A 17,948-nucleotide genomic window follows, 5' to 3' on the forward strand; every position below is an offset into this window, starting at 1 on the left:
TCGGCGGCGCCGCGGCGCGCTTTGCTTGACGGAATTTACTTGACGGAATTGACCATGTAGCGGATGGCCGCGCGCAGCTCGTCCTCGCTGGCGTTGGCCGCGCCGCCCTTGGGCGGCATGATGCCCTTGCCCTTGATCACCACGGCCAGCATGGCGTCTTCGCCGGTTTCGATGTATTTGTCCCAGGCGGCTTTGTCGCCGAGCTTGGGCGCGCCGCCCACGCCGGTGCCGTGGCAGGCGAAGCAGGTGGTCTTGTAGAGCTTTTCGCCAGCCGGATCGATCGCGGCTTGCGCCTCGCCCGCCGCGGGCTTCTGGCCCGCCGCCGCGGCCTGGGCCGGTTCGGCCTGCTGGCCTTGCGGGGCCTGCTCGGGCTGTCCTGGCTGCGGCTGTCCTTGCTGCTGGGCCTGCTGGGGTTGCGCGGCCTGCTGCGCCGGGGCCGACGCGGCGCCGGTGCCGGCCGGGGCCTGGTCCTGGCCTTCGGGCTGGGCGCCGTCTTGCTGCGCCTGGGGTGCCGGTTCGGCCGGTTCTTCCAGATTGGCGCCCGACTGGTTGGCCATGTAGACCACCGCGCGGGCCACTTCCAGGTCGTCCAGGGCGGGGTTTCCACCCTTGGGCGGCATGGCGCCCTTGCCCTCGATGGCGACCTTGAGCATGGTCTCGTAGCCTTCCTTGATGTACTTGGCCCAGCCTTGCTCGTCGCCCAGCTTGGGCGCGCCGGCTACGCCGGCGCCATGACAGCTGGCACAGGTGGCGTTGTAGACCTGCTCGCCGGTTTGCAACACGCGCGGCGCATTGGCGTCGACCAGCTCGAAGCCGGCCACCGGCGCGATGCGCCGGGCCGTGGCTTCCGCGGTAAGGGTGTCCGAGCCGGCCCCCACCCGGGTTCCCGAGGCCACCAGGTTCACCAGCAGCAGGATGACGATGATGGGCACCAGAAAGGCCAGCACCACCGTCACGATCAGCTGCTTGGGGGTCTTGATGAGGGAACCGTGTTCTTCTGCGTGTTGTTGCTCTTGTCTCATGCCTAATAATCCTGCGAAAGCGGATACCGGGACGCCCGCTCCATCGGGCGACAGCATTTGGAGATTGCTGTTTCTGCTTCTTGTACTGAGTGCAGGCTGCCCGGAAAGCATGGGCTGGCTGCGTGCAAACGCCCGATTATAGCGGTATCTGGCGCCGGCCCGCCGGCCTGTTTGCCCGGCCTTCGGAGCAGGCCGGGCACGTTCCTTGCAGACGCGCTACAATAGCGGGCTACGCGCCCGTAGTTCAATGGATAGAATGAGAGTTTCCGAAGCTCTTGATACAGGTTCGATTCCTGTCGGGCGCGCCAGTTATTCCGGCGTTGTCCGCCCCTGCATTGACGCGGCCCCCCGCCGCGCGCGCCGCTTGCGGTGCCACACCAGCACGCCGGTAATGCTGAGCATCGCAGTGGCCAGGCCCGCCAGCGCCACGAAGACCTGCCAAGGCCGCCCGAACACGTGGGCCATGTGCAGGGCCCCCAGCCAGTTGCTGACCGTGTTGCCCGCCGGCCCTCCGGTGGGCAGCCAGCGTCCGCGCGGCTGGCCGGTGTCCGCGTCGATGAGTACCGCGGTGTTGCCCACCACGGGGCGCAGGTCCAGGCTGGAGTGCACCAGGTAGGCATAGACGCCGCGCCGGCGGTCCAGCAGCAGGCGTTCCTCGGTATTGACGCGCAAGCCCGTCTCCTGCGCCAGGGCCAGCATGGCCGCGCGCGCGGCACGATGGGCGGCCGGCCAATCCAGCCCGGGTGCCAGCACGGGCCGGGGGCGCGGCGGCACCGAGCGCCACGAGTCGTCGAATTCGAACACCAGGCCCATCACGGGCCGAAACACCGGTTCGCGCAGGTTGAACATGACGCTGGACCAGGCAAAGAGCAGCAGCACCGCCCAGCCCCACAGGCCGCCCGCACGATGCAGGTCCAGCGTGGCGCGGTAGGCGCCCGAGCCCCATTTCAACGTCCATGCCGGCCGCCATTTCTGCAGGAAGGGACGGCCCTTGGGCAGCGTCAGCCAGGCCCCGGCAAAGCAGTCCACCGTCCACAGCAGCGAGACCAGGCCCAGCAGCAGCGTGCCCCACCTGCCGGGCAAGGCCAGCGAATGGTGGATGACGAACAGCGACGGCACGAGTTGCGCGGGATGCAGGCCCAGCCCTTCGCGCCGGCGCGTGCCCTGCACGCGTCCGGTGTGCGGGTCGGCATAGGCCTCGTCGTAGCCCAGTGCCGCCAGCCTGCCGGTGGCGGGGTCGGGATTCGGTGCCACCGGGAAGCGCGCCGTCTCGCCCGGGCGCAAGGCCAGCACCAGGGCGTCCACCCGCGCCTGCGGACCCAGTTGCCGAGCCACGCGCTCGCGCAGGGTGTAGGCATCCAATAGCGGCGCGCGCGGGTCGCTGCGGGCCACGAAAAGCTCGGGCGCCAGCCAATGGTCCAGTTCCTCGCGAAAGGCCAGCAGCGAACCGGTCAGCGCGGCGACCAGCAAGAAGCCCGCCATCGCCAGGCCGACGTAGCGGTGCAGCAGCACGACGTGCCGCCGCTGCACGCGCGGCAGCGCCCGGCCCGCAGCGCGCAAGACGCGCGGCGTCACCGGCCGGCTCCTTTGCCGCGGCCGCGCCGGCCGGCCCTACCAGCGGTATGCCGCGCGGGCGATGGCGCTGCGCCCTTCGCCATAGAAGCAGGTCGTGGTGGCGTAGTAGCAGGACTGCACATAGCGCTTGTCCAGCACGTTGTTGACGTTCAGCGTCAGCGACCACGGTCCCCGCTCATAGCCCAGCATGGCGTCGATCACGGTGTAGGAAGGCAGCCGGTCGCGCGTGGGCGTGGCGCCCAGCACGTAGCCGCTGGTGCCGATGACGTGGCGCGCGCCCGCGCCCACCCTCAGGCCCGGCGCCGTGGCTTCGCCGAAGCGATAGACGCCCCACAGCGCCAGCGTGTGGCGCGGCACGCCGGGCGGCGACGTGCCTTCGTCGCCGGCGTTGCTGCGCAGGATCTTGGCGCGGGTGTAGGTGTATGCGCCGATCAACTGCCATTGCCGGGCGATGTCGGCCCTGGCCTCGAGTTCCAAGCCGCGCGAGCGGATGGCGCCGGTCTGCACGGAGTAGCCCGGGTGGTCCGGGTCGGCGGTCAGCACGTTGCTGCGGCGCAGGTCGTACACCGAGGCGCCGAACATGTAGGGGCTGGAGGGCGATTCGAACTTCACGCCGATTTCGTATTGCCGGCCCTTGGTGGGTTCGAACGCGTTGCCCTCGAAATCCACGGCGCCCGATTCGGGTTCGAAGGACGTGGCGGCGCTGACATAGGGCGCCCAGCCGCTTTCGAAGAGATAGACCAGGCCCGCACGGCCCGTGGTGGCGCTGTTGCGGTCGCGCAGGCTCAGGCGGCTTTCGGGGCTGTTGGCCGCGCCGGTGGTCAGCACGCCGTCGATGTGGCTGCGGCTGCGGTCGTGGCGCAGGCCGGCCAGCACCACCCAGCGCCCGGCGATCTTCATCTGCTCCTGCAGATAGAACCCCAACTGCGAGGCGTCGGTGTCCAGCACGCGGCTCGAGCGCGCGTTGGGCACGACGGGCGAGCCATAGACCGGGTCGTACAGGTCCAGCGGCGCCACCTGGCCGCGCTTCTCGTCGCGCAGCCACGGCGTATAGGCATAGTCGATGCCGGCCAGGGTGGTGTGCTCGATGTTCCCATGCCGCCAGTTGGCCTGCACCTGCGTGTCCAGCGTCAAGGACTTGTATTCGTCGGCCCGGATGAAGCCGAAGCGGTTGAGCAGCCGCTGGTTGGGCTGCATGCCGGCACCGTAGGCCGAGTCCCAGATCATGTCGGAGTGGTAGTAGCGGGCGTTCTGGCGGAAGGTCCAGGTGTCGTTCAGGCGGTGCTCGAAGAGATAGCCCACCGTCCACGTCTTGGTGTCGTAGTCGTCGAAGTCGGGCTCGCCCGTGAAACGATGGCGCGGCAGCCGGCCGTTGGGGTTGTCGTGCAGCGTGCCGGCTACCGGCAGCCCCCAGTTGTACATGGTGCGGGTGTGCTGGTAGCTGGCCAGCAGCGTGAGCGAGGTGCGCGCCGAGGGGCGCCAGGTCAGCGCCGGCGCGATGTACTGGCGGTCGTTGGGGATGTAGTCGGTCTGCGTGCCGGCATCGCGCGCCATGGCGGTCAGGCGGTAGGTCCAGACACTGTCGCGGTCCAGCGGCCCGCCCAGGTCCAGGCCTGCCTGCTTGTGGTCGTGGCTGCCGCCCTGCACCTCGATCTCGCGCAGGGGTTCGTCCGTGGGCCGTTTGGTGGTCACGTTGATCAGGCCGCCGGGCGTCACCTGCCCGAACAGCACGGACCCCGGGCCGCGCAGCACCTCGATGCGCTCCAGGCCGTAGGGTTCGACGGTGGAGGCGTACATGGCGGGAGACTGCCGCATGCCGTCGCGGAACACCGGCGTGTTCGAAGTGGTGGCCAACCCTGCCGCGAAGCCGCGCATGTTGAACGAGTCATCGGTCAGGTTCACGCCGCGCGTGCCGATCAGGCCCGGCGTGTAGCGCAGCGCGTCCTGCAGCGCCGGCGCGGGGCCCTGGTCCTGCATCTGGTCGCGGGTGACGACGCTGATGGCCTGCGGGATCTCGATGTTCGGCGTGTCGGTCTTGCTGCCGGTCAGGCCGCGGCGCGCCAGGTAGCCGGCCAGGGGCGCGGTGGGGTTTTCCTGCGCGGTGCCGACCACGGTCAGCGGAGAAAGCGTGGTGGCCGCGCCGGGGCCCGCCGCGGGTATCGCCCGCAGCGTATAGGCGCCATTGGCGCCGCGCACGGCTTGCAGGCCATGCCCGCGCAGCAGGGCCTCGAAGCCTTCGGCCACGCCATAGCGGCCGGACAGGCCGGCGCTGTTGCGGCCTTGCAGCAGGGCGCCGGGGGCGGCCAGTTCCACGCCGGCCTGGCTGGCGTACCGGGTCAGCGCGCGGTCCAGAGGGCCGGCGGGTATGTCCACCTGCCGGGAGGCGGGGGCGGCAGCCGGCGCGGCCTGGGCCCACGCCGGTGCGGGGCTCGCGGCCAGCGCCAGCGCCATGCTGGCCGCCATCAGCATGGCGGGACGGGAAGAAAGGGGCAAGCAGCGGCGCAGCGCGGGCAGCGTGGCGGGAGAGGACGGGCAGGGCGCCATGATGGACGTTTTCCTCCAGGAAAAGACAGCGGTTCTGCCTGTATCCCGAACGAGGGGCCGCCAACCCGTAATGATTGCGCAGGGAAATTTGTAACGGAAGGAAGAGGCCTTGCAGGCACCGGGCGTTTGCACGTCCTGGCGCCCGTCCCGGCATCCGGGGCACGCGTTCAGGCCGGCTGCAGCGCCACCCAGTAGCGGGTCAGGGTTACCAAGCGCAGCCCCAGCCCTGCTGCCAGGTTGGCCAGCGTGCGGTCGGTGTCCGACAGCGAAAAGACGCCGGTTACCCGCAGGTCCGACAGGCTGGGGTCGTGGCGCAGGATGCCCGGACGGTAACGGCTCAATTCCGCCAGCAGGTCCGCCAGGCGCATGTCCTGGGCCACCAGTTGGCCGCGCCGCCAGGCGGTCTCGTCGGCCGCCAGCGGGCCGGGCGGGGCGGCCTGGCGCACCGAGAACGACGTGCGCTGTCCCGCATGGGCGCGCAGCACCGCGCCCGGCGCCTGGGCGGGACGGATTTCCACCGCGCCTTCGTAGACCGACACGCGCGATACCTCGATATCCTGCTGGACGCAGAATACCGTGCCCAGCGCCTGGACCAGGCCTTGTGCGGTTTGCACGCGCAGCGGCCGTCCGGCGGGATCGGTGGCGGTCTCGATCAGGACGCGGCCCCGCAGCAGAACGATGCGCCGCTCGCGCGCGTCATAGCGCAGATCGACCGCGGTGGCCGTGTCCAGCACCAGACGGCTGCCGTCGGGCAGCATGGATTCGCGGATCTGGCCCGTGGCGCTGCGCGCGTCGGCAGCCAGGGCGCGCAGGGCGGGCGTGCGTCGGGCGACGGGATAGGCCAGGGCCCCGGTGGCGGCCAGGCCTAGCCCGGCCAGCACCCGCCGCCGCGCCGCGGGCTTGGGCGCGGGCTGGCGCAGCGCATGCCGGGCGATGTCGGCCGGCACGCCGCCGAATTTTTCTTCCACGGCCAGCAGCCGCCGCCAGGCCAGTTCGTGGTCCGGATGGGCGGCGCGCCAGCGCGCGCAGGCCGCGCGCTCCGTCTCGCCGGCCTGGCCGGACCACAGGCGGGCCATCCATTGCGCCGCCTGCTGCACGACGGCCTCGTCCGGGCCGCGCGCGCCGGCTTCAGCCGCGCCCGTCATACAAGGCCTGGTAGCAGGCGCGCAGTGCCGTGGCGATGTACTTTTCCACGGAGGACAGCGAGACCTTCAGGCGCCGGGCGATTTCGGCATAGCCCAGCCCGTCCAGCTTGCACAGCAGGAAGGCCTCGCGCGCGCGGGGCGAGAGCCCGTGCAGGATGGCGTCCAGTTCCACCAGGGCTTCGATGGCCACTGCGCGATCTTCCTCGGAGGGCGCCAGCGGCGCCGGCAACTGGCCGACCGCCTCCCGGTAGGCCGCCTCGATGCGACGGCGCCTGTGCAGGTCCACCACCAGGCAGTTGGCGATGCGGGCAAGGTGCCGGCGCGATTCTTCGCGGGGTGGGGTGCGGCCCGTGGCCAGCACGCGCACATAGGTATCATGCGCCAGGTCGGCGGCGTCGGTGGCATCGCCCAGGCGCTTGCGCAGCCAGCCGCGCAGCCAGCCGTGGTGATCGGCGTACAGGGTCTCGACGGCCTGGACGGAGGAAAGGGGCGGCATGGCGGCGGGGCGGGCAGAGGCCGGAGAACGGCTGTGATAATGAGAATAAGTTTCGATTATCTTGAAGAAAGCGCCGCCAGGCAATACCGCGGCCGGGCATGGGCCGCGTGTCTTGTTATTCCGCCTCTCTTTTTTACTCTTTCGCCTTGGACTGCGCCGTATATCGCAGCGCCTTCAAGTCGTAGCCCTGGGCCCTTGCGGCATCCAGGGCTTTTTTCAGTTCGCCCTCGGGCAGGCTGGGCGTGCGGGACAGTATCCAGAGATACTTGCGCGTGGGCGAGCCCACCACCGCCCAGCGGTAGTCCGGGTCCAGCCCGATGATCCAGTAGTCGCCCTTGAAGGGCCAGAAGAACGAGATTTCCAGCTTGGCGTTGCCCGAGCCGGGCACCACGGAGGCCTGGCCGTCGGCCTCGTCGATGCCGCCCTTCTTGTTGCGGCAGCGGTTCAGCACCTCGATGCTTCCGTCCTTGCGCGGCATGTAGTGGGCGGTGGTGTCGCCCACGCAGTTGCGCTGGAACACCATCGGATAGTTGGCGATCTCGTACCACATGCCGCCATAGCGTTGCAGGTCCACGCTGGGCACCGTCCGGACGGTGCTGGCGGCGGCCTCCTGGGCGCTGGCCCGCAGGTCGGCGTCGTCGCCCCCGCGCATGCCGGAGCAGGCGGCGCAGGCCAGTGCCAGGGCTGACAAGGCAAGGTGGCGGATCATGCGGTCTCCTTGGGTGTGCGGGCGGCGCGCTCAGCCTGATGCCGTGCAGGGCCCCTTGGAGGGATTTTCCAGCGCGGCGTGGTAGCGCGCCACATATTCATCGAAACCGATCGTGTCTCCCGCCTCGAGCGCCGCCTGTTCGCGCAGCGATTGCTCGGCCATCTCGCGATAGGCCGCCAGCCGCGCGGCCGGCAAGGGCTCGGCGCGCAAGGCCTGGGCGTGGGCCTGGCTGGCGGCCAGCGTGACGGCGTGGAAGGACTGGCCCTGCTCGCGCAACTGCGCCAATATGCGCGCCGAGGGCGTGGCCTGGGGATCGTCGAGCTTGCCGGCCTGGGCCGCCACGGCCTGGCCGTAGGCCTGCGTGCCATAGGCGCGGTCCAGCAGCGCCGCGCTGGCGCCGATGCCGGCCAGCAGTTCGCGGCCCCAGTCGGCCAGCGGCACCTGCGCGCCGCCGCGCGAGAGCGTCAGGCCCGGACGCCGGCCCTCGCGCACCACGCGCGCGAAGTTCTGCGGGCTTTCGTTGCAGTGGCCGTCCTCGGGGAACAGCGGGCTGTCCTCCAGCGCGCAATGCAGCAGGAAGGCGTCCATGAAGCGCGCGGTCTGCGCCGAGATGCCTATGGGCGAATACGGATCGATGTCCAGGCAGCGCACTTCGACGTACTGCACGCCGCGCGCGGCCAGCGCCGTGATGGGGCGTTCGCAGCGCCCGGTCGAGCGCTTGGGCCGGATGCTGGAGTAGTACTCGTTCTCGATCTGCAGCAGGTTGGCGTTGAGCTGGATCCATTGCCCGTCGCGATGGGTGCCGATCCGCTCGTAGGCCGGCCAGGGCTGGGTGACCGCCTCGTACAGCCGCGATAGGAAGCTGCGCAGGTCGTTGTAGCCCAGCTTGAGCTTGGACTGGGCCTTGTTCTGGTAGCCCAGGTCGCTCATGCGCAGGCTGGTGGCGTAGGGCAGGTACAGCGTGTGCGCGTCCAGCGGCTGCAGCTGCGCGTCGGCCTGGGCCAGCAGCCCGCGGCTGATCGCGGGCGAGGCGCCGAACAGGTACATGAGCAGCCAGCTGTAGCGCGTGAAGTTGCGGATCAGGGCGATATAGCCGGCCGAGCGCCGCTCCTGGGCGGTGGCGCCGGGCAGCTCCAGCTGCTCCCAGAGCGCGTCGTCCAGCGAGAAGTTGTAGTGCAGGCCGGCGATGCACTGCATGGTCTTGCCGTAGCGCTCGGCCAGGCCGCGCCGGTACACGTGCTTGAGCATGCCGGTGTTGGAGGTGCCGTACCAGCCGATCGGGATGTCGGGCTCGGGCGGCAGGCGGGCCGGCATGGAGTGGTTCCAGACCAGTTCGTCTTGCAGGGTCTGGGCCACGTAGCGATGGATCTCGGTCAGCTCCTCCAGCAGCGCATCCACGTCGGTGTGCGTGCCGGTGATCAGCTCGAGCAGCGATTCCGAATAATCGGTGGTGATGCGCGCATGCGTCAGGGCCGCGCCGAGCGCCTGGGGATGGGGGGTAAGCGCCAGGCCGCCTTGCGGATCCACGCGCAGGCCTTCTTTTTCGATGCCGCGGCGCGTGCGGGCCAGCAGCGTCAGGTGGGCTTGCAGCGCGGCCAGGCGGTTGCTTAGGACTTCGGTCACGGACGACCCTTCGTTTGGTGGTGAGGCAACCGATTTTACGGGGTCGGAGCCCGTTGCCCGCCGATTGGCCGCAGCCTGCAGGGGGAATTCATCCGGGCCGCCGCTGGGCCTGGGGACGGCCCGCTGGCAAAATCCTTGGTATAAAGCCCCGGCCCGGGGCGGCCCGCGCGGGCGGGCTCGTCCCGCACCCGCCCGGCCGGCGGCCTCGTTTCGTAGCGGAGTGGACCGTGTCGTTGACAATTCGGATGCGCAGGCTTGCCGCCTGCCTGGCGCTGGGCCTGCTGGCGGCCTGTTCGCCGGAGTATGACTGGCGCGAGGCCGACGTGGCCGACGGCCGGGCGCGCACGGCGTTTCCGGCCAAGGTGCAGACCGAGCAGCGGCAGGTGGCCCTGGCCGGCGTGCAGCTGCCTTTTACCTTGACCATGGCGCGCAAGGACAGCTTCATTTTTGCAGTGGGCCATACCGTGGTCCCGCCCGGCGCCGACGCCGGGATGCTGGCGCAGGCGCTGATGGCCTCCTGGTACGTGAATACCGGCGCCAACCCGCCGGCCACGCCCCCGGCCCTGGGCCAGGAAGTGGACCTGGTGTCGGCGGCCCGGGGCGTTTCGCTGCGCTTCATGGCGCGCGCCATCGTCACCGACGGCGCGATCATCGAGGCGATGGTCACGGGCCCGTCCGAACGTTTTCCCGAGGCGCAGGCGCGGGAGTTCCTGCGTCTGCTGCGGCCGCGCAAGGGGCCTTGAGCAGGCCGCGCCACGCGGCCTGGGCGACCGCGGCGCGGCGCCCGCGCACCTTGAGCTTGGCGCAGGCGTTGTGCAGGTGGAAGTTGACCGTGCGTTCGCTCAGTCCAAGCAGGGCGGCCGTCTCGCGGCTGGTCCGCCCGCAGGCCGAATGCTGCAGGCAGGCCAGTTCTCTTTGGGACAGGGGGTGTGGCATCATCATGGGTCGGAGGCAGGCAAAGAATAAAATGATGGACAGGCTCCGCCCATCGATGCAAATCATGATGCGGAAGAGTATTAATTTCCCCATGTTTGCAGGAATTGCCCGCCGATGGGTCCGGTCATCCAGTTCTATTTCTCGGCCGCCACGCTGCTGGCGCCGCTGGTCATCTGCGCTTCGGTCGGCGCGGTCTGGGCCAAGCGCGATCTTCCGTATTCCGGTCCTTTCGTCACGGTGCTGGTCACCACGGTGACCACGCCGGCCCTGGTCTTTCACACGCTGGTCTCCACCGAGCTGGACAACGCGCTGCTGGCGCAGGTGTTCGGCGCCTCCGTGCTGGCGCTGGCCGTGTGCGGGATCCTGTGCACGCTGGCGCTCAAGCTGTGGGGCCAGCCCGTGCGCAAGCTGCTGCCCACGGCCTGGATGCCCAATGCCGGCAACCTTGGCCTGCCCATGTCGCAACTGGCCTTCGGCGACGCGGGCCTGTCGGTGGCGGTGGCTTTCTTCGCCATCTCATCCTTCGTGCAGCATACCGTCGGCGTGCGCATTCTCAGCGGCGCCGGCAGCTGGCGCGCGCTTCGCACGCCCGTGTTCCTGGCCTGCGCCGCCGCGCTGGCGGTGCGCCTGCTCGCGCTGCCCGTGCCCGGGCCGCTGCTGTCCTCGGCCCAGTTGCTGGGGACCCTGACCGTGCCGCTCATGCTGTTCAGCCTGGGCCATGCCCTGGCGCTGATCCCTTCCTCGGGCCTGCGGGTAGGCAGCGGGGTAGGGGTGCTGCGGCTGGCCGCCGGCCTGGTCTCGGGCCTGCTGGTGGCCTGGGGCCTGGGCCTGGACGAGGTCCTGGGCGGCGCGCTGGCGCTGCAGATGGCCATGCCGTGCGCGGTGGTCAGCTATATGTACGCCCGCCGCTTCACCGACCTGGGCGACGTGTCGGCCGGCGCGGTGCTGGTGTCCACGGCGCTGTTCCTGCTGGCCGCGCCGCTGCTGCTCTGGGTGGCCGGCGGCGCCTGAGGCGCCGCGCGTCCCGGCGCGGGCAGGCTTGGCCGGCGAGCCGGTGGTGCTAGAATGCACCGCTATTTCCAGTTTTCCGTTTTTGGCGCCGATTTGCTTGATCCGCTTGCGGGCGCCCGATAAATCCCGCTAAAGAGGTCCGTCGTGACGACTTCCCTTCCGCATCCCGACCGGGATCCTGCCTGCGCCGTGTCCGGCGCGCCCGCCGCCCAGGGTTCCCTGGGCATCGTCGAGCCCCGCTACCTGTCCTTCGACGAGCCGCTGCAGCTTGCCAGCGGCCAGGTGCTGCCCGCCTACGAGCTGGCCGTCGAGACCTATGGCGAGCTGAACGCCGAGCGATCGAACGCCGTGCTGATCTGCCACGCGTTGAATGCCTCGCATCACGTGGCGGGCATTTCGGCTTCCGATCCCAAGGACGTGGGCTGGTGGGACAACATGGTGGGGCCGGGCAAGCCGGTCGATACCGACCGCTACTTCGTGATCGGCGTGAACAACCTGGGCTCGTGCTTCGGTTCGACCGGGCCGGCGAGCATCAACCCGGCTACCGGCAAGCCCTGGGGCGCGGCCTTCCCCGTGCTGACGGTGGAGGATTGGGTGCTGGCGCAGGCGCGCGTGGCCGATCACTTCGGCATCGAACGCTTTGCCGCCGTCATGGGCGGCTCGCTGGGGGGCATGCAGGCCCTGAGCTGGGCCATCACCTGCCCCGAGCGCGTGGCCCATTGCGTGGTGATCGCCAGCACGCCGCGGCTGTCAGCGCAGAACATCGGCTTTAACGAGGTGGCGCGGCGCGCCATCATCACCGACCCGGATTTTCATGGCGGCGACTACTACGCGCACAACACCGTGCCGCGCCGCGGCCTGTCGGTGGCGCGCATGGTCGGCCACATCACCTACCTGTCCGATGCCGACATGGCCGAGAAGTTCGGGCGCGCCCAGCGCGAGCCCAGCGCCAGCGGCGCCTATCGCTACGGCTACGACGTCGAGTTCGAGGTCGAGTCCTACCTGCGCTACCAGGGCGAGAAGTTCTCGCGCTATTTCGACGCCAATACCTATCTGCTGATCACGCGGGCGCTGGATTATTTCGATCCCGCCCGCACGCACGGCGGCGACCTGGCCGCGGCGCTGGCGCCGGCCCGCGCCGATTTCCTGCTGGTGTCCTTTTCCACCGACTGGCGCTTTCCGCCCGAACGCTCGCGCGAGATCGTGCGCGCCCTGCTCAAGAACGGCCGGCCGGTCACCTATGCCGAGATCGACGCGCCGCACGGCCACGACGCTTTCCTGCTGGCCGACCCGCGCTATCACGCGGTGGTGTCGGCCTATTTCGACCGCATCGCGCTGGCGCAGGGGCTGCCCGCCCGGGCGGCGGCCCACGGCGTGGCCGCGGTGGCCGCGCCGGAATCCTCCACCGCCCTGCTGGGCCAAGGGGCGCTATGAAGGCGCCGGTCCCCTCCAAGCGCCGATGCCGGCGAACGCAGCCTGAAGGAGACGCGCAATGAACCCCGCGCCCCGCAATCCGGTGCCGCCCGTGCTGCGGCCCGACCTGGCCCGAATCGCCCAGTGGATCGCGTCCGGCAGCAAGGTGCTGGACCTGGGCTGCGGCGATGGCACGCTGCTGGCCTATCTGCGCGATGCGCGCGAGGTGCGCGGCGTGGGCGTGGAGATCGCCGACAACTGCGTGATCCGCTGCGTGCAGCGCGGCGTCGAAGTCATCCAGCAGAACCTGGAGGACGGCCTGGCGCTGTTCGAGGATGCCGAGTTCGACACCGTGGTGCTGTCGCAGACGCTGCAGGCCATGCACCGCACCGAGCACATCCTGCGCGAAATGGCGCGCGTGGCGCGCCACGGCGTGGTGTCGTTTCCCAACTTCGGCTACTGGCCGCACGGCTGGTCGCTGCTGCGCGGGCGCATGCCGGTGACCGGCCAGATGCCCTATGCCTGGTACGACACGCCCAACATCCACCTGTGCACCCTGCGCGACTTCGAGGACCTGGCGCGCAAGCTGGGCCTGCGCATCCTGTCGCGCGCCACCTTCAACGAAGGGCGCGAAGTGCACGTGCTGCCGGGCTGGCGCAGCACGCTGGCGGTGTACCGCTTCGCGAGCCACTGAGGCGCGCCATGGCCGGCCCGGCCGGGCATGGCCGGGCTGCGCTCACTGGACTCCCTTCGTGTTGCGCACTCCGGTATTCGCCCTTGGGGCGGCCCGGCGGGCTCATTCGTTCAGCGGCCCCTGCTCGATGAAGGTGTCGAACATCTTCCAGATGGCGTCGCCGCGGCGCAGCAGCGCGCCCATTTCCTTCTTGCGGCTGAGCGCCACGGCCGAGATCAGCGCGTTGCTCAGGCCGAAGGCCGCCGTATAGGAATCGAAGGGCGAGGCGCTGGCGGTGCGGATCAGCATGCGGTGGTCCGACAGGGCCGCGATGGGCGAGAGCGGGCTGTCGGTGACGGCCAGCACGGGCGCGCCGATGTGCCGGAAATAGCGCGCGGCCTGCACCACCGCGCGCGAATAGCGGCGGATGGTGACGGCCAGCAGGGTATCGGTCTGGCGCACCCACATCATGCTGTCGGCCAGCATGGACTGGCGCGTGTCCAGCATCTGCACGTTGGGCAGGCACATGTTCAGGTGCGTGTGCAGGTAATGCGCCACCGGGTAGCTGTTCTTCTCGCCCACCACCAGGATGCGGCCGTTGCCGCGGGTCAGGCGCCGCACGAAGGCCTCCATCTCGGCCATGTCCAGCCCCTCGCGCGTGGCGTTGAGGTTCTCCTTGTCCAGCAAAAAGGCATTGTCCACCACGTGCTGCAGCGACTGGTCCTGCCCCAGCGTGATCCCCACCCGCTGCACCGGGGAAGACAGCTTGGAGGAGATTTCCGTGCGGGCCTCGCGCTGCACATCGGCGAACGAGGGGTAGCCGAGCTTGGCGAAGTAGCGCACCACGGTGGAGGCGCTGATGCCTACCTTGCGTGCAATATCTGTTGCAGATTCCAGTGCGCCGTGCGGATAGTTTGCGATCAGGTAGTCGGCCAAGGCTTTTTCCCGCTGCGTGAGGGTGGCCGATCCCTTGGCGATCCGGTCAAGAAGTTTCATGATTTTCATCCTCTTGGTGCGCATTCTCTTCTTTTTGGGGAGGATTGGGTAGCCGCGCGCCCAAAGATTGTGCAATGAGGAATTCATGATTTACTAAGCTATGATTTTTCTATTGCATAATCGCCGGCGTCATGGTTTCATGAGGCTTGTTCGCCAATGGACATCGGCGGCGGGTGCGGCACCGGAAGGCGCCGTCCGGCGCACGACGCAACAGCAAGGGGAAAACGCCATGAGCGGCAATGAACGCAAAGTGGCCGTCGTCACGGGCGCGGCCCGCGGCATCGGCCTGGCCTGCGCGCAGCGGTTGTCGGCAGCCGGCTACGCCGTTGCGCTGGCCGACCAGCCCGGCCCGGCGCTGGAGCAGGCCGTGCAGGCGCTGCGCGCGCAGGGCCGCCAGGCGCTGGCCCTGGCCGGCGACGTCAGCGACCACGGCGCGGTGCAGGCGCAAGGCCAGTACGTGCTGGCGCAGTGGGGGCATGTCGATGCGCTGGTCAACAACGCAGGCATCTCGCAGCCCAAGACGCTGCTGGAAATCTCCGAAGCCGAATGGGACCGCACCATCGCGGTCAATCTCAAGGGCTACTTCAATTGGTGCAAGGCGCTCGCCCCGGCCATGCTGGCCCGGCGCAGCGGCCGCATCGTCAATATTTCGTCTGTCAGCGCCAATACCGGCGCGGCGCCTTCGGCGGTCAGCAAGTTCGCCTATTGCTCGGCCAAGGCCGGCGTGCTGGGCATGACCCGCGGGCTGGCCAAGGAGCTGGCCCCGGCCGTGGCCGTGAACGCCATCTGCCCGGGCTCGATCCGGACCGACCTGACCGAGCAGTTGATCCAGTCCCGCCAGGACGACATCGTGCGCACCATTCCGCTGGGGCGGATCGGCACGCCGATGGACGTGGCGGTGGTGGTCGAATTCCTGGTCACGGTCGAACCGAACTACATGACGGGCGAGGTCATCGATGTCGACGGCGGACAGTGGGTCAACTGAAATGGGCGCGAGGACCGGCAGCCGTGCGCCCGCACGCCGCGACCGTGCGCGCCGATTGCGCCTGCTCGGGCTGGCCGGGCCCGGCGTGCTGCTGCTGGCGGCCGGGCTGCTCTGGCCGTTCGCGGCCATGCTGGGCATCTCGCTGCACGACGTCTATCCGGACCCCCAGGCGCTGACCGCGCGGCACTACCTGCAGTTCGTCGAGGATCCGTATTTCCTGAACATCGCCCTGCGCACCTTCCTGCTGGCGATCACCGTGACCGCCGCCACGGCGGTGATCGGGTTCCCGGTGGCCTGGTACCTGGCGCGCAGCGCCTCGCGATGGAAGCACCTGGTGTTTCTCGGCGTGGTCTCGCCGCTGTTGGTCAGCATCGTCGTTCGCACCATCGGCTGGACCATCATCCTGGGTAACGAGGGGCTGGTCAATTCGCTGCTGACCGGCCTGGGTTTGATCGAAGAGCCCCTGCGCCTGATGCAGAGCTTCTGGAGCGTGGCGCTGGGCATGACCCACGTGCTGCTACCGTTCATGGTGCTGTCCATCGCCAGCGTGCTGGGCAAGATCGACGGCTCCGTGCTCGAGGCCGCATCGGTGCTGGGCGCCACGCCGGCGCGCCGCTTCGTCAAGGTGGTGCTGCCGCTGTCGGTGCAGGGCCTGGCCGCCGGTTCGGTCATCGTGTTCTGCCTGACCATCGGCGCCTACATCACGCCGATCTGGCTGGGACGCGGGCATGTCACCACCATGTCCATTTCCATCTACGAGCAAATGGTGGTCATGGTCGACTGGCCGCTGGGGGCCGCGGCCTCGATGATCCTGACCCTGGCGACGCTGGCCGTGCTGGCGTGCTACGGGCTGGCCTTGAGAAGGCATGCGCAGCGATGAAATCCCGTCATGACAAGATCCTCGGGCTGTACGTGGGCGCGGTGCTGGCCTTCCTGATGCTGCCCATCCTGGTGGTGATTCCCTCGGCCTTCAGCGACGATGTGTCGCTGTCCTTCCCGCCCAAGGGATTTTCGCTGCGCTGGTTCGAGAACGCCTGGAACACGCCCGGCTTTTTCGACGCGTTCGTGCTTAGCGCCAAGCTGGCCCTGGTATCGGGGCTGCTGGCGCTGGCGGTGGGCACGCTGGGCGCCTTCGCCCTGGTGCGCTATCGCTTCCGCGGCCGGCGGCTGCTGGAGATGCTGTTCATGACCCCGATGGTGTTTCCCTCCATCGTGTTCGCGGTGGCCATTTCCATGGTGCTGGGCCAGGTGGGCCTGCTGCGCGATTTCTGGGGCCTGGTGTGCGCCCACGTGGTGATCGTGGTGCCCTACGTGGTGCGCACGGTGGGCGCCACGCTGGCCGAGATCGACGTCAGCTTCGAGGAGGCCGCGGCCACGCTGGGGGCCAACCGCGTGCGCACCTTCCTGCTGGTCACGCTGCCGCTGCTGCGTCCCGGGCTGGTGGCTGGCGCGGTATTCGCCGCCATCATGTCCTTCGACGAGTTCACGGTGTCGCTGTTCCTGGTGGGCCCCGGGATGATGACGCTGCCGCTGGAGATCTATCACTACACCGAGTTCAGCATGGATCCCACGGTGGCCGCGATTTCCACCTTGTTGATCGCCTTCACGACCGTGGTGGTCGTGCTGGTCGAGCGTTTCGTCGGGCTGCGCAGGCAATTTCGCCACTGACGGCCAGTCCTTGTGATTCCCTTGGAGATGAACAGCATGAAAGCCCTGACTCCCGAGCAGCACTACCTGTTGAAATCGTTCCAGGCCGACCCGGCCCGCCGGGCGATACTGAAGTCGATGCTGGTGCTGGGCGCCGGCGGCGCCTCGATGCTCAAGCTGGCCGATGCGCTGGCGGCGGCCTCGGACCAGGACGTGGCCCAGCTCACCATCATGTCCCAGCCGGGCATCCTGGTCCAGGTGCTGCAAGAACTGTCCAACCCGCAGTTCAACAAGTCCTATCCGAACACCCGCATCCAGCTGGAGGCCTCGTCCAACGCCGCCGCCTATCCCCGCATGCTGGCCCAGCGCAGCCGGCCGGTGGTCAGCGGCGTGATGTGCAACGACATCTTTGCCCAGCGGGGCATCGCCGACAAGATGTGGGAGAAGTTCGATCCGGCGCTGATGACCGGCGCGGCCAACGTGCCGGCCGAGATCATGACGCCGGGCGGCTACGGCATCACCTTCCAGATCGCGCCCTACGGCATCATGTACAACCCCGACCGCGTCCAGGCGCCCAAGTCCTGGACCGACCTGTACGACCCCAAGTATGCGGGGCGCGTATCGATGTGGGATTCCTATTTCGATGCCTATGTGATGGCGGGCGTGGCCGCGGGCAAGGGCCCGAGCGTGGAAGAGGGCATCAAGGCCTGGGCCCCGCACCGCAAGAACATCGGCGCCTGGGTCACTTCCCCCATCGCCGAGGCCGACCTGGTGCACCGCGGCGAGGTCTGGCTGGCCCCGCACTGGGGTTCGTATGCCGAACTGGCCCGCTCGCAGGGCAAGAACGTGGCTTTCGTGATCCCCGAGGAAGGCGCGGTGCAATGGAGCTGCCACATGCAGCTGTGCACCGGGTTCTCCGAGCCGGTCAGCCGCCTGACGCAGATCTACATGAACACCTGGCTGTCCGACGAACTGCAGCGCGCCTTCATGGAAAAGGGGTTCTTCTCGCCCGCCACGCGCACCGTGCAGATCCCCGACACGCTCAAGAGCCCCGCGCTGATCACGGCCGACGATGCGGCCAAGAACCTGATCCGGCCGGATTTTGTTTCGATCGGCCAGCAGATTCCCAAGCTCAAGGCGCTGATCGACCGTACCCTGAAGGGATGAGCAAGG

At 69.0% G+C, this 17,948-nt stretch carries 17 protein-coding genes, 1 tRNA gene and 1 riboswitch; of the genes, 9 read left to right on the plus strand and 9 right to left on the minus strand.

The features are described from left to right. Positions 1–35 precede the first annotated feature (35 nt). Positions 36–1,022, minus strand: coding sequence for a c-type cytochrome (locus V8Z80_RS07490; protein WP_336061560.1), 987 nt, complete (start codon positions 1,020–1,022; stop codon positions 36–38). 233 nt (positions 1,023–1,255) lie between these two features. Here V8Z80_RS07490 and V8Z80_RS07495 point away from each other — a divergent pair. Next, positions 1,256–1,330 (plus strand) — tRNA-Arg (locus V8Z80_RS07495). Position 1,331: 1 nt separating this feature from the next. On the opposite strand, the gene V8Z80_RS07500 is transcribed toward V8Z80_RS07495, so the two are convergent. From V8Z80_RS07500 to gshA, 6 genes are all read right to left on the minus strand, one after another. Next, positions 1,332–2,597, minus strand: a complete 1,266-nt coding sequence (locus tag V8Z80_RS07500; RefSeq protein WP_336061561.1) for a PepSY-associated TM helix domain-containing protein — start codon at positions 2,595–2,597, stop codon at positions 1,332–1,334. Between the two features lie 36 nt (positions 2,598–2,633). Then, entirely contained in the window at positions 2,634–5,141 is a 2,508-nt protein-coding gene (locus tag V8Z80_RS07505) for a TonB-dependent siderophore receptor (RefSeq protein ID WP_336061562.1), read from the minus strand. A 167-nt stretch (positions 5,142–5,308) separates the two neighbouring features. Continuing rightward, entirely contained in the window at positions 5,309–6,286 is a 978-nt protein-coding gene (locus V8Z80_RS07510; protein ID WP_336061563.1) for a FecR domain-containing protein, read from the minus strand. After that, positions 6,270–6,782 carry a sigma-70 family RNA polymerase sigma factor gene (locus V8Z80_RS07515; protein ID WP_155196451.1) on the minus strand — a complete coding sequence of 171 codons (513 nt, stop codon included), beginning with the start codon at positions 6,780–6,782 and terminating at the stop codon, positions 6,270–6,272. Before V8Z80_RS07515 ends, V8Z80_RS07510 begins: the two co-directional genes overlap by 17 nt. A gap of 133 nt (positions 6,783–6,915) precedes the next feature. Next, positions 6,916–7,434: a lipocalin family protein gene (locus tag V8Z80_RS07520; RefSeq protein WP_336061591.1), complete on the minus strand. Its 519-nt coding sequence runs from the start codon at positions 7,432–7,434 to the stop codon at positions 6,916–6,918. 87 nt (positions 7,435–7,521) lie between these two features. Continuing rightward, positions 7,522–9,114 carry a glutamate--cysteine ligase gene (gene gshA, locus V8Z80_RS07525; RefSeq protein WP_336061564.1) on the minus strand — a complete coding sequence of 531 codons (1,593 nt, stop codon included), beginning with the start codon at positions 9,112–9,114 and terminating at the stop codon, positions 7,522–7,524. A gap of 227 nt (positions 9,115–9,341) precedes the next feature. On the opposite strand from gshA, the gene V8Z80_RS07530 reads away from it, so the two are divergent. After that, positions 9,342–9,857 carry a hypothetical protein gene (locus V8Z80_RS07530; RefSeq protein WP_155196450.1) on the plus strand — a complete coding sequence of 172 codons (516 nt, stop codon included), beginning with the start codon at positions 9,342–9,344 and terminating at the stop codon, positions 9,855–9,857. Here V8Z80_RS07530 and V8Z80_RS07535 read toward each other — a convergent pair. After that, entirely contained in the window at positions 9,778–10,143 is a 366-nt protein-coding gene (locus V8Z80_RS07535; RefSeq protein WP_442951949.1) for a LuxR C-terminal-related transcriptional regulator, read from the minus strand. The genes V8Z80_RS07530 and V8Z80_RS07535 overlap by 80 nt on opposite strands. Before the next feature lie 21 nt (positions 10,144–10,164). Here V8Z80_RS07535 and V8Z80_RS07540 point away from each other — a divergent pair, with 21 nt between their 5' ends. The 3 genes from V8Z80_RS07540 (at position 10,165) to metW (ending at position 13,168) form a co-directional block, all read left to right on the plus strand. After that, positions 10,165–11,061: an AEC family transporter gene (locus V8Z80_RS07540; protein ID WP_155196449.1), complete on the plus strand. Its 897-nt coding sequence runs from the start codon at positions 10,165–10,167 to the stop codon at positions 11,059–11,061. Between the two features lie 75 nt (positions 11,062–11,136). Further along, a riboswitch (SAM riboswitch) is annotated at positions 11,137–11,215 on the plus strand. Then, on the plus strand, positions 11,206–12,495 hold the full coding sequence (gene metX, locus V8Z80_RS07545) for a homoserine O-succinyltransferase MetX (RefSeq protein ID WP_336061565.1): 1,290 nt from the start codon (positions 11,206–11,208) through the stop codon (positions 12,493–12,495). Its footprint overlaps the riboswitch before it by 10 nt. Positions 12,496–12,553: 58 nt before the next feature. Continuing rightward, positions 12,554–13,168 (plus strand): methionine biosynthesis protein MetW, encoded by a 615-nt coding sequence (gene metW, locus V8Z80_RS07550; RefSeq protein ID WP_336061566.1) that lies wholly within the window; start codon positions 12,554–12,556, stop codon positions 13,166–13,168. Positions 13,169–13,270: 102 nt separating this feature from the next. Here metW and V8Z80_RS07555 read toward each other — a convergent pair whose 3' ends face one another. Beyond that, positions 13,271–14,143, minus strand: a complete 873-nt coding sequence (locus V8Z80_RS07555; RefSeq protein WP_336061567.1) for a MurR/RpiR family transcriptional regulator — start codon at positions 14,141–14,143, stop codon at positions 13,271–13,273. 229 nt (positions 14,144–14,372) lie between these two features. Here V8Z80_RS07555 and V8Z80_RS07560 point away from each other — a divergent pair, with 229 nt between their 5' ends. The 4 genes from V8Z80_RS07560 to V8Z80_RS07575 are packed head-to-tail and all read left to right on the plus strand — an operon-like array spanning position 14,373 to position 17,942. Continuing rightward, positions 14,373–15,128 (plus strand): SDR family NAD(P)-dependent oxidoreductase, encoded by a 756-nt coding sequence (locus V8Z80_RS07560; RefSeq protein WP_155197365.1) that lies wholly within the window; start codon positions 14,373–14,375, stop codon positions 15,126–15,128. Between the two features lies 1 nt (position 15,129). Then, positions 15,130–16,008, plus strand: coding sequence for an ABC transporter permease (locus V8Z80_RS07565; protein ID WP_336061568.1), 879 nt, complete (start codon positions 15,130–15,132; stop codon positions 16,006–16,008). Continuing rightward, on the plus strand, positions 16,005–16,796 hold the full coding sequence (locus V8Z80_RS07570) for an ABC transporter permease (protein ID WP_155197361.1): 792 nt from the start codon (positions 16,005–16,007) through the stop codon (positions 16,794–16,796). The genes V8Z80_RS07565 and V8Z80_RS07570 overlap by 4 nt, the downstream gene beginning before the upstream one ends. Positions 16,797–16,832: 36 nt before the next feature. Continuing rightward, positions 16,833–17,942 carry an ABC transporter substrate-binding protein gene (locus tag V8Z80_RS07575; RefSeq protein WP_336061569.1) on the plus strand — a complete coding sequence of 370 codons (1,110 nt, stop codon included), beginning with the start codon at positions 16,833–16,835 and terminating at the stop codon, positions 17,940–17,942. Positions 17,943–17,948: the final 6 nt, after the last annotated feature.

Source organism: Orrella sp. JC864 (assembly GCF_037026685.1).
GTDB lineage: Bacteria > Pseudomonadota > Gammaproteobacteria > Burkholderiales > Burkholderiaceae_B > Orrella.

Bases quoted from the DNA above. Each gene is read 5' to 3' on its own strand.
- V8Z80_RS07490 (WP_336061560.1), bottom strand. From the start codon at position 1,022: ATGAGACAAGAGCAACAACACGCAGAAGAACACGGTTCCCTCATCAAG.
- V8Z80_RS07505 (WP_336061562.1), bottom strand. From the start codon at position 5,141: ATGGCGCCCTGCCCGTCCTCTCCCGCCACGCTGCCCGCGCTGCGCCGC.
- V8Z80_RS07510 (WP_336061563.1), bottom strand. From the start codon at position 6,286: ATGACGGGCGCGGCTGAAGCCGGCGCGCGCGGCCCGGACGAGGCCGTC.
- V8Z80_RS07515 (WP_155196451.1), bottom strand. From the start codon at position 6,782: ATGCCGCCCCTTTCCTCCGTCCAGGCCGTCGAGACCCTGTACGCCGAT.
- V8Z80_RS07520 (WP_336061591.1), bottom strand. From the start codon at position 7,434: ATGCGCGGGGGCGACGACGCCGACCTGCGGGCCAGCGCCCAGGAGGCC.
- V8Z80_RS07535 (WP_442951949.1), bottom strand. From the start codon at position 10,143: ATGGGGAAATTAATACTCTTCCGCATCATGATTTGCATCGATGGGCGG.
- V8Z80_RS07540 (WP_155196449.1), top strand. From the start codon at position 10,165: ATGGGTCCGGTCATCCAGTTCTATTTCTCGGCCGCCACGCTGCTGGCG.
- metW (WP_336061566.1), top strand. From the start codon at position 12,554: ATGAACCCCGCGCCCCGCAATCCGGTGCCGCCCGTGCTGCGGCCCGAC.
- V8Z80_RS07555 (WP_336061567.1), bottom strand. From the start codon at position 14,143: ATGAAACTTCTTGACCGGATCGCCAAGGGATCGGCCACCCTCACGCAG.
- V8Z80_RS07560 (WP_155197365.1), top strand. From the start codon at position 14,373: ATGAGCGGCAATGAACGCAAAGTGGCCGTCGTCACGGGCGCGGCCCGC.
- V8Z80_RS07565 (WP_336061568.1), top strand. From the start codon at position 15,130: ATGGGCGCGAGGACCGGCAGCCGTGCGCCCGCACGCCGCGACCGTGCG.
- V8Z80_RS07570 (WP_155197361.1), top strand. From the start codon at position 16,005: ATGAAATCCCGTCATGACAAGATCCTCGGGCTGTACGTGGGCGCGGTG.
- V8Z80_RS07575 (WP_336061569.1), top strand. From the start codon at position 16,833: ATGAAAGCCCTGACTCCCGAGCAGCACTACCTGTTGAAATCGTTCCAG.